Consider the following 16,428-nt stretch of genomic DNA (forward strand, 5'->3'; position numbering starts at 1 on the left):
CGATGGATGCGCAGACCCGTCTTTTGCGCGTTCTGCAACAGGGCGAATATACCACGGTGGGGGGGCGCACGCCGATCCGCACCGATGTGCGCATTGTTGCTGCCACCAACAAGGATCTGAAACAGTCCATCAATCAGGGTCTGTTCCGCGAAGACCTTTATTACCGCCTCAATGTGGTGCCGCTGCGCCTGCCACCGCTGCGCGACCGTGCCGAGGATATTCCTGACCTGGTGCGTCACTTCATTCAGCAAGGTGAAAAGGAGGGTCTTGAGGGCAAGCGATTCGAAAATGATGCTCTTGAATTGATGAAGGCCTACGCCTGGCCGGGCAACGTGCGTGAGCTGGAAAACCTCATTCGCCGTTTGATGGCGCTTTATCCGCAGGAAGTCATCACCAAGGAAATCATCGATTCCGAGCTGAACTCCGATGTGCCGGAACGTCCTCTGGACAAGATGAATGTCCGCACCGGTACGCTGACGATTTCGCAGGCCGTAGAAGAGAACATGCGCGAATATTTCTCCGGATTCGGCGATGATTTGCCGCCTGCCGGCCTCTATGACCGCGTGCTGCGCGAGATGGAATATCCGCTCATTCTGGCGGCGCTGACGGCCACGCGAGGCAACCAGATCAAGGCTGCTGATCTCCTGGGGCTTAACCGCAATACGCTGCGCAAGAAAATTCGTGAGCTGGGTGTCTCCGTGTATCGCAGTTCGCGTACCACCTGAGATATTGACAGAGGGGAAACTCTCGTTGCATTTTCGCCACAATGTGTTGCTTGAAAAACACGCGGAACCATTTCACTGGAGTGATTCCGCTTTTCAGGACATAGCCGCGAAATGGTCGGCCATTGGGAGAATTGAATGCGAACAACTGCCGCTGATTACGCTGCGGACAGTGACGTGAGTGATGCGAGTGTGAAAGATCGGCGCATGTCTTTTGCTTTGCCTGGTCTTCTGCTGGCTGGCGCTGCACTGGTGTGCGCCATTTTCTCGCTGTTCGTTCTCGTTGGCTTTACACCGATTTCGCCAACCTCCAATGTGGTGATTGCCCTTGGTGTTATCAACGGGCTTTTCGTGCTCGGCCTGATGTATCTGATTGGTCGTGAGGTCAGCCGGTTGCTGAAAGCCCGCCGGGTCGGCCGTGCGGCGGCCCGCCTGCATATCCGCATCGTCGTGCTGTTTTCGATGGTGGCGATTACACCGGCCGTTCTGGTGGCGATTTTTGCCACAATTACACTCAGTGCCGGTCTTGATCGCTGGTTTTCGATCCGAACCCAGTCGATTGTGGAATCCTCCAGCAACGTCGCCCAGGCCTATATGATGGAAAATGCCTCCTATGTGCAGGGGCAGACACTTTCCATGGCCAATGATCTCGACCGCAACCGCGCCCTTTTTTATCTCGACCGGACCGGTTTCGTTGACCTGTTGACCAGACAGGCGCGGGGCCGTGGTCTGCTCGGTGCATTTCTGGTGCGTGAAGATGGCGATGCCATCGTGCAGGCCGACATCGAGACAGAACGGCCTTTGCCAGCCATTCCGCAGGATGCGCTTGAGAAAGCGGCGGCCGGTCAACCGACCCTCATTCCACCAGGCATTACCAACCTTGTTGGCGCTATCATCAAGCTCGACGGCATTGGAGGCACTTTCCTTTACACAGTGCGTGCTGTGGACCCGAAGGTCATGGCCGCCATGCGGCTGATGGATGAGAACCGCGATGAATACAAGGCGATGGAAGCCGGTCGCGCCTCGCTGCAGGTGGCCTTTGCCATTCTCTATCTCGGATTTGCGCTGATTGTGCTTCTGGCCGCCATCTGGACGGCTATTGCGGTTGCCGACCGCATCGTTCGGCCGATCCGTCTGTTGATTGGCGCGGCAGACAGCGTGGCCAGCGGCAACATGAATGTGCTGGTGCCGGTGCGTGCGGTTGACGGTGACGTCGGCAGGCTGTCGCGCACCTTCAACAAGATGATTTCGGAAATCCGCACGCAGCAGCGGGAAATTCTGGAAACCAGGGACGATATTGATGCGCGCAGGCGCTTCATCGAGGCCGTGCTGTCCGGTGTGACGGCGGCGGTTATCGGTGTGGACGAAGACCGGCAGATCACCATCGTCAATCCGTCGGCTGAAGATTTCCTCGCCATGCCATCGGACAAGCTGATGGGTGTGAAGCTGAGCGATGCCGCACCCGAGATCGATCAGGTGGTAACCGAGGCTGCCGTCTGGTCGCGTGGCGAGTTCCACAAGCAGATCAACATCATGCGGCGCGGCAAGGAGCGGGCACTCAACGTGCAGGTAACGCGCGAAGCGGCCCGTGATGCCTATGTTATCACGCTGGATGACATTACCGATCTGGTGATTGCGCAGCGCTCGACCGCATGGTCTGACGTGGCGCGCCGTATCGCCCATGAAATCAAGAACCCGCTGACGCCTATTCAGCTTTCGGCCGAGCGCATCAAGCGCCGTTTCGGCAAGCAGATTGCCGATGAGGACCGGCAGGTGTTTGACCAGTGTACCGACACGATTGTGCGCCAGGTGGGCGATATCGGCCGTATGGTCGATGAATTCTCCGCATTCGCACGTATGCCAAAGCCGACCAAGGAAAAGTCCGATCTGCGCGATGTGCTGAAAGATGCCGCCTTCCTGCGGGAAATCGGTGCAAGCCACGTGAAGATCAGCACAGAGTTGGGTGACGACGCGCTTTACGGTCTGTTTGATGCGCGCATGCTGGGTCAGGCATTTGGCAATCTGATCAAGAATGCCGTTGAGGCAATCGAGGCGGTGGAGGCCGATGGTGGTGAACGCCGTGACGGCCGTGTTCTGGTGCGCAGCGCCTTTGACACTGATCACTCGCATTTCGTGGTTGATGTGATCGACAATGGTCGCGGCCTGCCGGCGGAAAACCGACACCGTATTCTCGAGCCGTACATGACGATGCGCGACAAGGGAACCGGTCTCGGTCTGGCGATCGTCAAGAAAATTATTGAAGAGCATGGCGGGCAAATCGAACTTCATGATGCGCCTGCCGATTTCGACCATGGCCGTGGTGCCATGATTAGAGTGATTCTGCCGCATCTTGATGCGACCGAAGCAGCAAGTGACAAGGAAGTGGCCTATGGCGTCTGATATTCTGGTCGTGGATGACGAAGCTGACATTCGCGAGATTGTTGCGGGTATTTTGTCCGATGAAGGGCATGAGACACGTATGGCGCATGACGCCGACAGTGCACTTGCAGCCATTTCGGAGCGCGTTCCGCGGCTGGTCTTTCTGGACATCTGGATGCAGGGCAGCCGACTTGACGGTCTGGCATTGCTGGACGAGATCAAAAGCCGCCACCCCGATCTGCCTGTGGTGATGATTTCGGGTCACGGCAACATTGAGACGGCGGTCAATGCCATCAAGCGCGGGGCGTTTGACTTTATTGAAAAGCCGTTCAAGACCGACCGCCTGATCCTGATTGCCGAGCGTGCTCTGGAAAACTCCAAGCTGAAACGCGAAGTGCAGGAACTGAAAAAGCGCACCGGTGATGCCGTCGAACTGATTGGCGCCTCGCTTGCCGTGTCGCAGTTGCGCCAGACCATTGATCGCGCAGCACCAACCAACAGCCGCATCATGATCCTTGGGCCATCCGGCTCCGGCAAGGAGCTGGTAGCGCGCATGATCCACAAGAAGTCCAGTCGTGCCAATGGCCCATTCGTGGCGCTGAACGCTGCGACCATCACGCCTGAGCGCATGGAAATTGCGCTGTTCGGCACCGAAGGTCAGCCCGGCCAGCCGCGCAAGATCGGTGCTTTGGAAGAAGCGCATCGCGGTATTCTGTACCTTGACGAAGTCGGCGAAATGCCGCGCGAAACGCAGAACAAGATCCTGCGTGTGCTGATCGATCAGCAGTTTGAGCGTGTGGGTGGCGGCAAGCGGGTGAAGGTGGATATCCGCATCATCTCGTCGACGGCCTATAATCTGGAAAGCCTGATTGCCGAGGGTCGTTTCCGTGAAGACCTCTATCACCGGCTTGCCGTGGTGCCTGTGAAGGTGCCGGCTCTTTCCGAGCGTCGCGAGGATATTCCTTACCTCGTTGACATGTTCATTCGCCAGATTTCCGAACAGGCCGGCATTCGCTCGCGCAAGATCGGCGATGACGCCATGGCGGTACTGCAAAGCCATGACTGGCCGGGCAATATTCGCCAGCTGCGCAACAATATCGAACGTCTGATGATCCTGGCGCGTCCTGAAGGGGGCGATCCGACGATTACTGCCGACATGCTTCCTGCAGATATTGGCGACATGCTGCCGAAGATTTCCGCGCAAGGTGACCAGCACATCATGACGTTGCCACTGCGTGAGGCACGTGAAATGTTCGAGCGGGACTATCTGGTGGCCCAGATCAACCGTTTCGGTGGCAATATTTCGCGGACAGCGGAATTCGTCGGCATGGAACGCTCAGCACTGCATCGCAAATTGAAATCACTCGGCGTATAAGCACGGCAAGGGCACGCGATTTGCGGGTCGATTCGCCGGGTGAAGAGGTATTATGAAGGTCATCATTTGTGGTGCGGGGCAGGTGGGCTACGGTATTGCCGAGCAGCTGTCGCGGGAGGACAATGAAGTCTCCGTCATTGATACATCTGCTGCGTTGATCACTGCGATTACCGAGACGCTTGATGTGCGCGGTTACGTGGGGCATGGCGCGCATCCTGACATGCTGGCCAAGGCCGGAGCCGATCAGGCCGACATGATCATTGCCGTGACGCTGCATGATGAGATCAACATCGTGGCCTGCGAAGTTGCGCACGCGCTGTTCAGCGTGCCAACCAAGATTGCCCGTATCCGTGACCAGAGCTATTTGCAGCCTGAATATGGCGACCTGTTCAGCCGCGAGAACATGTCGATCGACGTGACGATTTCGCCTGAGGTCGAGGTCGGCAAGATGGTGTTGCGACGCATCGCCTTTCCTGGCGCCAATGACGTTGTGCGTTTTGCCGATGACAATATATCGATGCTGGCCATCGAATGCATGGAAGATTGTCCTGTGGTCAACACGCCGCTGCATCAGCTCAGCAGCTTGTTTCCGGATCTCATTGCTACCGTGGCCGGTATCTATCGCGACGGCACACTGATTGTCCCACATTCATCCGATCCGCTGCGTACCGGCGATCTGGCCTATGTGATTTGTCAGCGCCAGCATGCCCGCCGGACACTTGGCCTGTTTGGTCATGAAGAGCAGGAGGCGCGGCGCATCATCATCGCTGGTGCTGGCAATATCGGCTATTACGTTGCCAGCAAGATCGAGGAGTTGCAGCCCAATACCCGGGTCAAGATCATCGAATTTGATCATGAAAAGGCCGTCACTGCATCCGATCTCTTGTCGAAGACCATTGTGTTGCATGGTTCCGTGCTCGACCAGAAAATATTGCAGCAGGCCGATATTCAGGAAGCAGACCTGATCGTTACCCTGACCAACAATGACCAGACCAATATTCTGGGCGCGGTGATGGCAAAGCAGTTGGGTTGCAAGTCCAACCTCGTTTTGCTCAACAGCACGTCGTTTCATGATGTGACCAGATCGCTGGGTATCGACGCCTTCATCAATCCGCGCGCGGTCACCATTTCACGCGTTTTGCAGCATGTGCGCAAGGGCCGTATCCGCTCGGTCTATTCTGTGCAGAAGGGGTCTGGCGAGGTGATCGAGGCCGAAGCGCTGGAAACCTCACCATTGGTTGGGCGCATGTTGCGCGATCTCGATCTGCCGGAGGGTATCCGTATCGGCGCGATCTACCGCGAAGGCAAGGTGTTGCGGCCTGACGGGTCGATGAAGATCAAGGCCAGAGACCGGGTGGTACTGTTTGCCGCTGCCGATGCAGTCCGTGATGTGGAGCAACTGTTCCGGGTGTCGATCCAGTATTTCTAATCCGGGATTTTTCGACCCGGATTTTCAGGGGTGGCTTGCCAATCACGATTTGGTGGATGATATTTCACGGGCGAACCATTCCGTACGCTTTCGACGTTGCGCAAATTTGCGTGATTTGATACCAGAGTCGTGGGCGAGGGTTATGAGGGGTTGAACCTACTCAACCAGCGGTTATTGATTGATTATTTTCCGGCGTTTTTCGCCGGCAAGAAAGAAAGAAGCGGCGCCATGGCGGAACGTTCTCAGAATTTGCAAGACCTCTTCCTTAATACTGTTCGCAAACAAAAGATTTCGCTGACAATTTTCCTTATCAACGGTGTGAAGCTGACAGGTGTTGTCACGTCATTTGACAATTTCTGCGTGTTGCTTCGTCGTGACGGCCATTCGCAGCTTGTTTACAAGCACGCGATCTCGACCATCATGCCCGGTCAGCCGATGCAGATGTTTGAAACCGAGGAAGGCGCTGCCTGATTTCAGGGCAGCCCCGCACGGTTCGAGCAGTACACAATTCAGTAATCCGAAAGGGCAAGGGAACGTTCCGGCGTTATTCCCGTTTGCCCTTTAGGTGTTTTTTCTAACAGGGTGCAAGACAATTTCGACACGCGACACATCAAGCGAATCCATTATTCCTGAACTGGAAAAGCATCGGGACGATATGCGCGCCGTGGTGCTGGTTCCCGTGCTCAAGCAGCGAGAGTCCAAGGACGCCTCGATTGTTGTGTCACCGGTGCGCTCCAGTGATGCAAAGCTTGAAGAAGCCAAGGGGTTGGCACTGGCCATTGACCTTGAGGTGGTCGCCGGGCTTGTCGTAGCGGTCAATCAGCCACGCCCTGCCACACTGTTTGGTACTGGCAAGATTGAGGAAATCAATCACCTGTTGAATGAACATGATGCCGGCCTGGTCATTGTTGACCATCCGTTGACGCCTGTTCAGCAGCGCAATCTTGAAAAGCAGTGGAACGCCAAAGTCATTGACCGTACCGGCCTGATCCTGGAAATTTTCGGTCGACGTGCCTCCACCAAGGAAGGTACGTTGCAGGTTGATCTTGCGCATCTGAACTATCAAAAAGGCCGTCTGGTTCGCAGCTGGACCCACCTTGAACGTCAGCGCGGTGGTGCGGGCTTCATGGGTGGCCCGGGTGAAACGCAGATCGAAGCCGACCGTCGTCTGTTGCAAGACCGTATCGTCAAGCTGGAGCGTGAACTGGAGCAGGTGGTGCGCACCCGCCAGTTGCACCGCTCCAAGCGCCGCAAGGTGCCACATCCTATTGTTGCGCTGGTGGGGTACACCAACGCCGGCAAGTCCACGCTGTTCAACCGAATTACCGGGGCTGGCGTACTGACTGAAGACATGCTGTTTGCGACGCTTGACCCAACGCTTCGCCGCATGAAGCTGCCCCACGGCCGCACCGTCATTCTGTCAGACACGGTGGGTTTCATTTCCGATCTGCCGACCCACCTTGTCGCCGCGTTCCGCGCGACACTCGAAGAGGTGCTGGAAGCTGATCTCATTCTGCATGTGCGGGATATGTCTGATCCAGACAATGCTGCGCAGTCGGCCGATGTGCTGCGTATTCTGGCCGACCTTGGCATTGACGAGAAGGAAGCCTCAGAGCGGGTCATCGAGGTCTGGAACAAGGTCGACAGGCTCGAGACTGAAGCTCACGATGCGATCATGCAGCGTGTACAGGGCCGCGACAACATCAAGGCTGTTTCGGCTGTGACCGGCGAGGGCGTTGATGCGCTGATGGACGAGATTTCCGTTCGTCTGTCTGGCGTGTTGACCGTAACGGCCATCATCCTGCCGGTAGACAAGCTGCATCTGCTGTCCTGGGTTTACGACAATGCTATTGTCGACGAGCGCGAAGACCGCGAAGATGGTTCTGTGGCGCTTGATGTGCGCATGTCGGAAGCGCAGGCCGCTCAGCTGGAGCGCAAGCTTGGCAAAGTCGCGACACGTGAACAGGAGGATTGGGAGCGCTAGCTGCTGCTTCTCGTCCTCTTTGGCCACGGCAATCTCGCGGACCGTCGCGTAACTGCGACACAATGAACACAAAAAATTGTTTGGAAGAATAAGCGGTGCAAAAACTGCGCTGTTTAGTCACTTTGTTTTACCGTAAAACAAGCAATTACAGCCTAATCTCAGTGTGTCACGACGACATCCGTGATGTGTCCTCACGATTGTTGCAGCCTGTGTGCTTTGCAATTTTTGGGCGTTTTTTTCCCTTTTTTTACCTTTTTGCGCAAGGACATTTTATCGGATAGGGTTTGGGAGGGCTTTCTGGTGATATGTTTTCTGTACGTGTGAGCTCTTGAATGACCGGACCACTTGATACGCAAACTGTTCTGCTGATGCACCAGATGTCGTTTTTCGTCGGTGCTTTGTGCTTTCTCTATGTGCGCTCACGCTCCACCGGAAACATTGGTCTCGGCCTGCTGTCCATTGGATTTTTCCTGAGTTCGCTTGCCTCCACCTTCGTCATCTTTGGACGCAAGACACCAGATCTGGTTTATTTCTGGTCTGTGGTTGCCTTTCTCGCCGGTACCATCGGCTATGCTGTTTTTGTCGTGGGTGTTTGCCGCGTCTCAAGTCAGCGCAAGACCAGAAAACAGTGGCTGGTGCTGCTAATTCCAGCCTTGGGAACGACGGCACTTGTCTGGGCGGGTTGGTATGTTGTGACTGACACACGGGCCAGCATCTTCAACGCGCTGGCAGCCGTGATGTTGATGTTTGCTGCTTGCTGCGTTTATCGTGACCGCATGCTCGAGGTTTTGCCCGTAAGATGGGTGTTAAGCCTGGCGCTTGGAATTTCTGCGGTTCTGCGGATCATGGCGATTATTGGTTATCAGTTTCCAATGGTCGCGATCATGACGCCCGCCAATGCGTTTTTCCTGTCGATCGTTTGCCACTTTGCCATCACGGTATTCGTGATGGCCCTGGTCAAGGAACGGGCTGAAGCCAATCTTCTGCGGCTCGCCAATATCGATGCGCTAACCGGCATCGCCAACAGGCGCTCTTTTTTTGAAGCCTTGCCCGAGACACTGCGGATCGGGGATGCGATCGTCATGGTCGATATCGACCATTTCAAAAAGATCAACGACACCTATGGCCACCTGACCGGCGATGACGTGCTGGCGCGCGTGGCGCAGGAAATGTCGGCTCTGCTGCGTCCCAATGATGTGATCGCCCGGTTCGGTGGCGAGGAGTTCGTGATCCTTTTGCGCGCGTCGGGCAATGACAATCCGCTCGTTCTGGCGGATGCGATCCGTGCAAAGGTCAGTGCGGTGATGCACATGGCTGAAGACAAGGAATTTGCCGCGACGCTGAGCATGGGCATTGCCGTTTGCGAGGAAAAGGTAAACTTTGCAAAATTGCTGCTGAAGAAGGCCGATATTGCCCTTTACGCTGCCAAAGGGGCGGGACGTAACCGCCTGACGATGTTTCGTTCACAGGATGATGAGCCGGTGGAATATGCCAAGGCCAAGACACTGAATTCCGCGATCTCCTGAGCCTGTTTGTTGACCTGAGAGACAGGTCAACACTTGTTTGCAACTTGAGGTTTTTGATCAATTCAGTTGGCGCTTGAATTCACCCTAGGTGATGCGTGAGATTACTCGAGCTGTCGCGTGAGATTAGCCGAGCTGTCGCTCGATGGCCTTGGCGGCTTGCCACAGTGCTTCCATGCGCTCCAGACCTGCATCTTCCAGGCGCTCATTATTTGATTCAAGGTTTTGTTCTATGTAATTGAAGCGGCGTCTGAATTTGGTGTTTGTGCCACGCAGTGCCGTTTCCGGGTCCGATTTGACATGGCGGCCGATATTCACCAGCGCAAAGATCAGGTCGCCCAACTCGTCAGCGACTTTTTCCGGTTTGCCGGAGGCCAGCGCTTCGCGCAGTTCGGCCACTTCCTCCTCGATCTTGTCGAGGATCGGTTCAGGCTGTGACCAGTCGAAACCGACGCGTGCAGCCTGCTCCTGCAGTTTCAATGCTTCGGTCAAGGCCGGTTGGCTGCGGTGCACACTGCCAAGGAAACCGGCCTTGAAATCTTCCGTTATGCCACGTTTGGCACGGCGCTCGGCGCGCTCGCGTTTTTCGGCAGCCTTGATGGTGTCCCACTGCACTTTCACCGTTTCTGGCGTTGATGCGTCCGACACATCAAACACATGCGGGTGACGGCGGATCATCTTGGAAGTGACCGCATGCACCACGTCACCGAAGGAAAACTCGCCCATTTCTTCGGCAATGCGGGAATGGAACACCACCTGCAGCAACAGATCACCCAGCTCTTCGCAGAGGTCATCCATGTCATTGCGCTCGATGGCATCAGCCACCTCATAGGCCTCTTCAATCGTGTAGGGTTTGATCGTCTCAAAGGTCTGCACGATATCCCAGGGGCAACCGGTTTCCGGCTGGCGTAATGCCTCCATGATCTCGATGAGGCGGGAGATGTCCTTCGAGGCTTTCATGCTGCTGCTTTCGGCTGTGTCCGTTACCGGGTCAGTTAAGGGGAATGTCGTTGTCTGATTTGGAGGATTGGTAGGTGTCGGAAAGGCTGTTGTAAATCGCCTTGATGCGATCTGTCTGCGCTTTCAGCGCCGTGCGGGCCGGTTCTTCCTCGCTGTCCACAAGGTCTGCGATGAAATAGGAATTCCAGAAGGCATTGCTGCGGCGATATCCGCCCGGTTCAAGACCGAACACTTCCTTCAGGATTTTCAGGTCATGCGGAATGGCGAAGGCATCGCGCGAATCCTCATGGCTGAAAAACGAATAGAAATTATCAAAACCTGCCCAGGTGATGGCCGACATGCACATGGTGCAGGGTTCGTGGGTGGAGAGGAAAATAAGGTCTTTGGTGTTGAGCTTTTCGCCCAACTCGTAAAAGCGTTTCAGCGTGTGAACCTCACCATGCCACAGCGGATTTTCCAGCTCGTTATTGGTTTCGGCAATGACCAGCGACAGGTCTGATTTGCGCAGGATTGCCGCTCCGAACACCTTGTTTCCGCTGGCGACGCCTTTTGTTGTCAGCGGCAATATGTCATGTTCGATGACGTTGAGAAGGCGAGAGGCGATGGTCTTGTCTGGCACTGATTTATCCCTTTATCTTGGCGATGACCTTATTCGCCTTTTGTTAAAAATGTGAAGCAAAAACATCGGTTTTTCGATGGATTTAGGGCTTTTCTATAAACCGGCGTCAGGCGTATTGGTTAGTTATCCTCAAAAGCCAGCAATCACAGAAAATATAAATCCTGCGAATGGGTTGGGCGGAATTTCTGTTTCTTCAAGTATATGGTCGGATCAGCGATAATTTCCAGCATGTATCAGATCAGCACCTCTCCATATGCCAATGACCGGCTGTCCACTTTCCCCGCGTTTTTCCGGGTTGAAGGCAAGAGTGTTGCCGTGTTCGGCAATGGCGATGAGGCTTTTGCCAAGGTTCGCCTGCTGTTGAACACCGATGCCGGTATCATCGCTTATGCCGATCAGCCGGAAGCGGATTATGCACGTTTTCTGCGCGAGCATGAAGGCCGTGGTGTGCAGCATGTGGCGCGCGCATTTGTGCCTGATCTGCTTGCTGGCGCATCGCTGGTTTTTGCTGCGACGGGTGAGGGCGCAGAAGACCGCGAGATCGTTGATGCAGCCCGTCTGGTCAAGGTCCCGGCTAATGCCGTTGACCAGCCCGATTATTGCGATTTCTTCACGCCGGCACTGGTGTCGCGTGCGCCGGTGGCGATTGCCATTGGTACCGAAGGTGCAGGCCCTGTACTGGCACAGATGATCCGTGCGCGTATCGACCAGATGCTGTCGCCATCGCTGGGTGCCCTGGCGCGGCTTGCCGTTGAATATCGTGATGCGGCTGAAAAGCTAGTGCCGAAGGGTGCCTTGCGTCGCAACTTCTGGCGTCTGTTCTTTTCTGGTGCTGTTGCCGATGCCGTTGCCATCAATGATGAGGCATCGGCGCGCTCGGAGGCCAACCGGCTGTTGAACACCGCTGGCAACAACAAGGGTTATGTCTGGCTGGTGGGTGCCGGTCCGGGTGCAGAAGACCTGCTGACGCTGCGTGCGCAGCGTGTGCTGATGGAAGCCGATGTGATCGTTTACGACGCGCTTGTTCCGCAGGCCGTTGTCGATATGGGCCGGCGTGATGCCGAGCGTCTGTCGGTTGGCAAGCGCAAGGGCTGCCACAGCAAGTCGCAGGACGAGATCAACAAGCTGCTGGTGCAGTTGGGTCTGGACGGCAAACGCGTGGTGCGTCTGAAATCCGGCGATCCGCTTGTTTATGGCCGCGCGGCCGAAGAAATGGCGGCGCTGCGTGAAGCCGGTATTTCCTATCAGATCGTGCCAGGCATCACCTCCGCATTTGCCGCAGCCGCGGATTTCGAGCTGCCGCTGACCCTGCGTGGTGTCGCGTCTTCGCTGATCTTTACCACCGGCCATGATCTGACCGGCGATATTCTGCCTGACTGGGCAAGCCTTGCCGTCTCCGGTGCCACGGTTGCCGTTTACATGGGGCGCACGGTTGCGGCCTCTGTTGCAACCCGCCTGATGAATGCCGGCTTAGCACCTGAAACCACAGTTGCGGTGATTGAAAATGCAAGCCGCAGCGACAAACGCCTGTTGCACGGCACGCTGAATGACCTTCCTGACCTCGAGTTCAGGGACGAACTGACGGGTCCCGTCATGGTCATTATCGGCGATGCGGTTGCTGGCGCGAATTTCGAGAGATCCGAGGCACTTGCTTTGTCGGGCAAGGTAACGGATCGCACCAAGGAGTATGAAAATGGCTGACAAGGTTCTGACTGCGAACCGGTTGGGCGATGGCATTGCCGTGTGGCTGGATGCCAATGGCACGTGGACGGAAGACCTGCAGGCGGCCTTTGTGGCCCGCCACGCCGAAGCGGTTGCTTCGCTGGAAGAGGTTGGCAAGCGTGACTTTTCCGCCAACCGTGTGGTCGACGTCAATCTGGTTGATGTCGCTGAACAGGATGGCCGCCTGTGGCCAACCCGGTTGAGAGAGCGCATTCGTGCCGCTGGCCCGACCATTCATTACGCTGCCGGCTTCAAGCCTGCTGATTCCGCCTTTATTGCAGTCTGAGGAATAACATGTACCGCTACGACGAATTCGACCATGCTTTCGTAAAGAGCCGTGTGGAGCAGTTTCGTGATCAGGTCGAGCGTCGCCTTTCCGGCGAGCTGACTGAGGATGCGTTCAAACCTCTCAGATTGATGAATGGCGTTTACCTTCAGTTGCATGCCTATATGCTGCGCGTGGCCATTCCCTATGGCACGCTGAACTCCCGGCAGATGCGCATGCTGGCGCATGTTGCCCGCAAATATGACCGTGGTTACGGCCATTTCACCACCCGCCAGAACATCCAGTACAATTGGCCGAAACTGTCGGATACGCCTGACATCCTGAACGAGCTTGCCAGCGTTGAAATGCATGCGCTGCAGACATCAGGCAACTGCATTCGCAACGTCACGGCAGACCATTTTGCCGGTGCCGCTGCCGATGAGGTGGCCGATCCACGCCCTTACGCGGAAATCCTGCGTCAGTGGTCGTCGGTTCACCCCGAGTTTTCCTACCTGCCGCGCAAGTTCAAGATTGCCGTGACCGGTGCAGAGCGCGACCGCGCCGCCATTCAGGTTCATGACATTGGTCTGCACTTGAAGAAAAACGACAAGGGCGAAATCGGTTTTGCCGTTTACGTCGGTGGCGGGCAGGGCAGAACGCCGATGATTGCCAAGAAGCTGCGTGACTTCCTGCCGGAAGAGGACCTGCTGTCCTACATCACCGCCATCATGCGCGTGTATAACCTGCATGGCCGCCGCGACAACAAATACAAGGCACGCATCAAGATCCTGGTGCATGAAACCGGTACGGAAGAACTGGCCCGTCAGGTGGAAGAAGAGTTCCTGCATCTGCGCAATGGCGAGCTGAAACTGCCGGAGACCGATGTTCAGGCCATATCAGCCTATTTTGCGGCCCCTGACCTCAAGGCACGTGCCGAAGGCTGGGAAAGCCTTGCCCGCTGGAAGAAGGCAGATCCGGCCTTTGCCCGCTGGGTGGACCAGAATGTGCAGCCGCACCAGCACCCGGACTATGGCATGGTGACGATTTCCCTGAAGCCGATTGGTGGCATTCCAGGTGACGCGACCGATGCGCAGATGGATATCGTGGCAGATATTGCCGAGGAATATGCGCTGGATGAAATCCGCATCAGCCACGAGCAGAACATCATTCTGCCGCATGTGGCGCTGGCTGATCTGGAGCCGGTTTACCGCGCTCTCGCCGAAGCGGGTCTGGCAACTGCCAATGCCGGCCTGATCACCGATATCATTGCCTGTCCGGGACTGGACTATTGCGCGCTTGCCAATGCGCGCTCCATTCCGGTGTCGCAGGAAATTTCCACACGCTTTGGTTCTCCGGAGCGTCAGGCGGAAATTGGTGAGCTGAAAATCAAGATTTCCGGCTGCATCAATGCCTGCGGACACCACCATGTTGGCCATATCGGCCTTCTGGGCGTGGAAAAGAAGGGTGCAGAACTCTACCAGATCACGCTGGGTGGTTCGGGTGATGAAAACACTTCGATCGGTGAAATCATCGGCCGTGGTTTCGAACCTGAAAAGGTCACTGACGCCATCGAGACGATTGTCGATACCTATATTGGCCTGCGTCTGTCGAAAGAGGAAACTTTCCTTGAAGCCTATCGCCGTGTCGGGCAGCAACCTTTCAAGGATGCGCTCTATGGCTCTGCGGCAGAAGCGGCATAAGGAAGACATGACATGACAAAAATCTGGAACGAGGCCGGCTTTGTTGAAAACGACCCTTGGGTTGTCGAAACCGAGGAGGTGAAGGCAACGGACGAGCAGAAGCCTCTGCTTGATCTCGACAACTTCATCATCAAGGCGGATGAAGGCAATGACGTGAACCTTGGTGTGCTGATCAAACCGGCCGATGATGTTCTGCGTCTCGCACCGTATCTCGACCGCATTGCACTGGTGGCAATTTCCTTCCCCGCCTATAATGACGGTCGTGGGTTCAGCCATGCGTCGCTGCTGCGCTCCCGTCTTGGATTTGGCGGCGAGGTGAGGGCGGTTGGTGACGTGTTGCTCGACCAGATCCCGCATATGTTGCGCACCGGCTTTACCAGCCTGTCGGTGACCAACGAGACGGCGATCCGCAGGCTTTCCGAACATCGTATTCCGGGAATTGATGTTCATTATCAACCGGCGGTCAAAGCCTCAACGGTTGGTGAATCCTACAGCTGGCGTCGTCGTGCGTCAGTATGACATCTGGTATTTGGCGCTTCGGCGTTGAATATAGATGGTGGTTTGCAGCACATCTCGTGAAAACATGAGATTTTGGTGCATATTTTTTCAAACGTAGACCAGCTATGACATTCCATGCCTTTTAATGCGGCATGGAATGGTATAATTGCCCTGCAATATCCATCGTAGACCTGAAATGGACGGACCAACGCATGAATGCTCCAGCCAAGAATGAAGAATTCGCAGCCAAGATTCCGGACGGCGTTTACGCTGAAACGGTGACTTCGGTTGAGCATTATACCGACCGTCTGTTCCGTTTCCGCATGACCCGCCCGGCCGGTTTCCGTTTCCGCTCCGGCGAGTTTGCGATGATCGGCCTGATGGTTGGCGAGAAGCCGGTTTACCGTGCTTATTCGATTGCCAGCCCTGCCTGGGATGAAGAACTGGAGTTCTTCTCCATCAAGGTTCCGGATGGTCCTTTGACCTCGCATCTGCAGGCCATCAAGCCAGGCGACACGGTACTGATGCGCAAGAAGCCGACAGGCACGCTGGTGCTGGACGCGCTGACGCCCGGCAAACGTCTCTACATGTTCTCGACCGGTACCGGCATTGCACCATTCGCGAGCCTTATCCGAGACCCGGAAACCTATGAGAAGTTCGAGGAAGTCATTCTCACACATACATGCCGTGACGTGGCCGAACTGAAATATGGTTTCGATCTGGTTGAGGAAATCAAGAACCACGAGTTCCTGAGCGAACTGGTTGGCGACAAGCTGAAGCATTACGCAACGGTGACCCGTGAAGATTATCCTTTCACCGGTCGCATCACCGACCTGATCGAAAACGGCAAGATGTTTGCTGATCTCGGCGTGCCGGCTTTCGATCCAGAGATCGATCGCGGCATGATCTGCGGCACGATGTCGTGCCGGACCAGCAGGAAAAGCGCGATTCTGAATGTGGTTGCTGGCAGCGATCACGGTTTGTGTGAAGGAACTAACGGCCCGTCAGCGGCGTTGGCTTTTCATGAAACAAGGAACAGCGCCATGAGCTATAAAGTAGCATCGATCTTTGTGTTGGCTGCGTCTCTTGCCGCCACACCGACATTTGCCAATGAGAGCCAGTTTCTCGCCAGTCTTGGTGGCAGCTGGAAAGGCAGTGGAACTGTGCGCATGCGCACCAATGCATCACCGGTAAAGGGTACCTGCACATTCCAGTCCAATCCGGCCGGCCAGTCCTTGCGCATGGAAGGCAC

General features: G+C 55.8%; 13 protein-coding genes and 1 pseudogene. 12 read left to right on the forward strand and 2 right to left on the reverse strand.

Annotation, left to right across the window (positions count from 1 at the left end; all coding sequences use genetic code 11):
• The 7 genes from RT613_RS20480 to RT613_RS20510 form a co-directional block, all read left to right on the forward strand.
• On the forward strand, nucleotides 1-725 hold a 725-nt coding region (locus tag RT613_RS20480), incomplete at its 5' end, for a sigma 54-interacting transcriptional regulator (RefSeq protein ID WP_313618225.1).
• Between the two features lie 135 nt (nucleotides 726-860).
• Nucleotides 861-3,122 carry a PAS domain-containing sensor histidine kinase gene (locus RT613_RS20485; RefSeq protein ID WP_313618226.1) on the forward strand — a complete coding sequence of 754 codons (2,262 nt, stop codon included), beginning with the start codon at nucleotides 861-863 and terminating at the stop codon, nucleotides 3,120-3,122.
• Nucleotides 3,112-4,476 (forward strand): sigma-54 dependent transcriptional regulator, encoded by a 1,365-nt coding sequence (locus RT613_RS20490; protein WP_313618227.1) that lies wholly within the window; start codon nucleotides 3,112-3,114, stop codon nucleotides 4,474-4,476. The genes RT613_RS20485 and RT613_RS20490 overlap by 11 nt, the downstream gene beginning before the upstream one ends.
• Before the next feature lie 52 nt (nucleotides 4,477-4,528).
• Entirely contained in the window at nucleotides 4,529-5,905 is a 1,377-nt protein-coding gene (trkA, locus tag RT613_RS20495) for a Trk system potassium transporter TrkA (RefSeq protein ID WP_313618228.1), read from the forward strand.
• Between the two features lie 228 nt (nucleotides 5,906-6,133).
• The gene (hfq, locus tag RT613_RS20500) at nucleotides 6,134-6,376 is read left to right on the forward strand and encodes an RNA chaperone Hfq (RefSeq protein ID WP_027673217.1); all 243 of its coding nucleotides are present in this window, start codon (nucleotides 6,134-6,136) and stop codon (nucleotides 6,374-6,376) included.
• Between the two features lie 184 nt (nucleotides 6,377-6,560).
• The gene (gene hflX / locus RT613_RS20505) at nucleotides 6,561-7,889 is read left to right on the forward strand and encodes a GTPase HflX (protein ID WP_313618229.1); all 1,329 of its coding nucleotides are present in this window, start codon (nucleotides 6,561-6,563) and stop codon (nucleotides 7,887-7,889) included.
• 332 nt (nucleotides 7,890-8,221) lie between these two features.
• A complete protein-coding gene (locus RT613_RS20510) occupies nucleotides 8,222-9,415 on the forward strand; it encodes a GGDEF domain-containing protein (protein ID WP_313618230.1) in 1,194 nt (397 codons plus the stop codon).
• Between the two features lie 123 nt (nucleotides 9,416-9,538).
• Here RT613_RS20510 and mazG read toward each other — a convergent pair whose 3' ends face one another.
• Nucleotides 9,539-10,372: a nucleoside triphosphate pyrophosphohydrolase gene (mazG, locus tag RT613_RS20515; protein WP_313618231.1), complete on the reverse strand. Its 834-nt coding sequence runs from the start codon at nucleotides 10,370-10,372 to the stop codon at nucleotides 9,539-9,541.
• A gap of 31 nt (nucleotides 10,373-10,403) precedes the next feature.
• Nucleotides 10,404-10,991, reverse strand: a complete 588-nt coding sequence (locus tag RT613_RS20520) for a nucleoside deaminase (protein ID WP_313618232.1) — start codon at nucleotides 10,989-10,991, stop codon at nucleotides 10,404-10,406.
• A gap of 228 nt (nucleotides 10,992-11,219) precedes the next feature.
• On the opposite strand from RT613_RS20520, the gene cysG reads away from it, so the two are divergent.
• The 5 genes and pseudogenes from cysG to RT613_RS20545 form a co-directional block, all read left to right on the forward strand.
• Nucleotides 11,220-12,692 carry a siroheme synthase CysG gene (gene cysG, locus RT613_RS20525; protein WP_313618233.1) on the forward strand — a complete coding sequence of 491 codons (1,473 nt, stop codon included), beginning with the start codon at nucleotides 11,220-11,222 and terminating at the stop codon, nucleotides 12,690-12,692.
• Nucleotides 12,685-12,999: a DUF2849 domain-containing protein gene (locus RT613_RS20530; RefSeq protein ID WP_250981700.1), complete on the forward strand. Its 315-nt coding sequence runs from the start codon at nucleotides 12,685-12,687 to the stop codon at nucleotides 12,997-12,999. Before cysG ends, RT613_RS20530 begins: the two co-directional genes overlap by 8 nt.
• 8 nt (nucleotides 13,000-13,007) lie before the next feature.
• Entirely contained in the window at nucleotides 13,008-14,678 is a 1,671-nt protein-coding gene (locus RT613_RS20535) for a nitrite/sulfite reductase (protein ID WP_313618234.1), read from the forward strand.
• Between the two features lie 12 nt (nucleotides 14,679-14,690).
• Nucleotides 14,691-15,197: a DUF934 domain-containing protein gene (locus RT613_RS20540; RefSeq protein WP_313618235.1), complete on the forward strand. Its 507-nt coding sequence runs from the start codon at nucleotides 14,691-14,693 to the stop codon at nucleotides 15,195-15,197.
• A gap of 191 nt (nucleotides 15,198-15,388) precedes the next feature.
• Nucleotides 15,389-16,186 (forward strand): annotated as a pseudogene (locus RT613_RS20545) (ferredoxin--NADP reductase); the annotation flags it as partial.
• Nucleotides 16,187-16,428 lie beyond the last annotated feature (242 nt).

Origin of the sequence: Agrobacterium sp., from assembly GCF_032092815.1 — a bacterium.
Classification (GTDB): Bacteria; Pseudomonadota; Alphaproteobacteria; order Rhizobiales; family Rhizobiaceae; genus Agrobacterium.

Coding starts and splice junctions, on each gene's coding strand:
- RT613_RS20485 (WP_313618226.1), top strand. CDS start 861: ATGCGAACAACTGCCGCTGATTACGCTGCGGACAGTGACGTGAGTGAT.
- RT613_RS20490 (WP_313618227.1), top strand. CDS start 3,112: ATGGCGTCTGATATTCTGGTCGTGGATGACGAAGCTGACATTCGCGAG.
- trkA (WP_313618228.1), top strand. CDS start 4,529: ATGAAGGTCATCATTTGTGGTGCGGGGCAGGTGGGCTACGGTATTGCC.
- hfq (WP_027673217.1), top strand. CDS start 6,134: ATGGCGGAACGTTCTCAGAATTTGCAAGACCTCTTCCTTAATACTGTT.
- hflX (WP_313618229.1), top strand. CDS start 6,561: ATGCGCGCCGTGGTGCTGGTTCCCGTGCTCAAGCAGCGAGAGTCCAAG.
- RT613_RS20510 (WP_313618230.1), top strand. CDS start 8,222: ATGACCGGACCACTTGATACGCAAACTGTTCTGCTGATGCACCAGATG.
- mazG (WP_313618231.1), bottom strand. CDS start 10,372: ATGAAAGCCTCGAAGGACATCTCCCGCCTCATCGAGATCATGGAGGCA.
- cysG (WP_313618233.1), top strand. CDS start 11,220: ATGTATCAGATCAGCACCTCTCCATATGCCAATGACCGGCTGTCCACT.
- RT613_RS20530 (WP_250981700.1), top strand. CDS start 12,685: ATGGCTGACAAGGTTCTGACTGCGAACCGGTTGGGCGATGGCATTGCC.
- RT613_RS20535 (WP_313618234.1), top strand. CDS start 13,008: ATGTACCGCTACGACGAATTCGACCATGCTTTCGTAAAGAGCCGTGTG.
- RT613_RS20540 (WP_313618235.1), top strand. CDS start 14,691: ATGACAAAAATCTGGAACGAGGCCGGCTTTGTTGAAAACGACCCTTGG.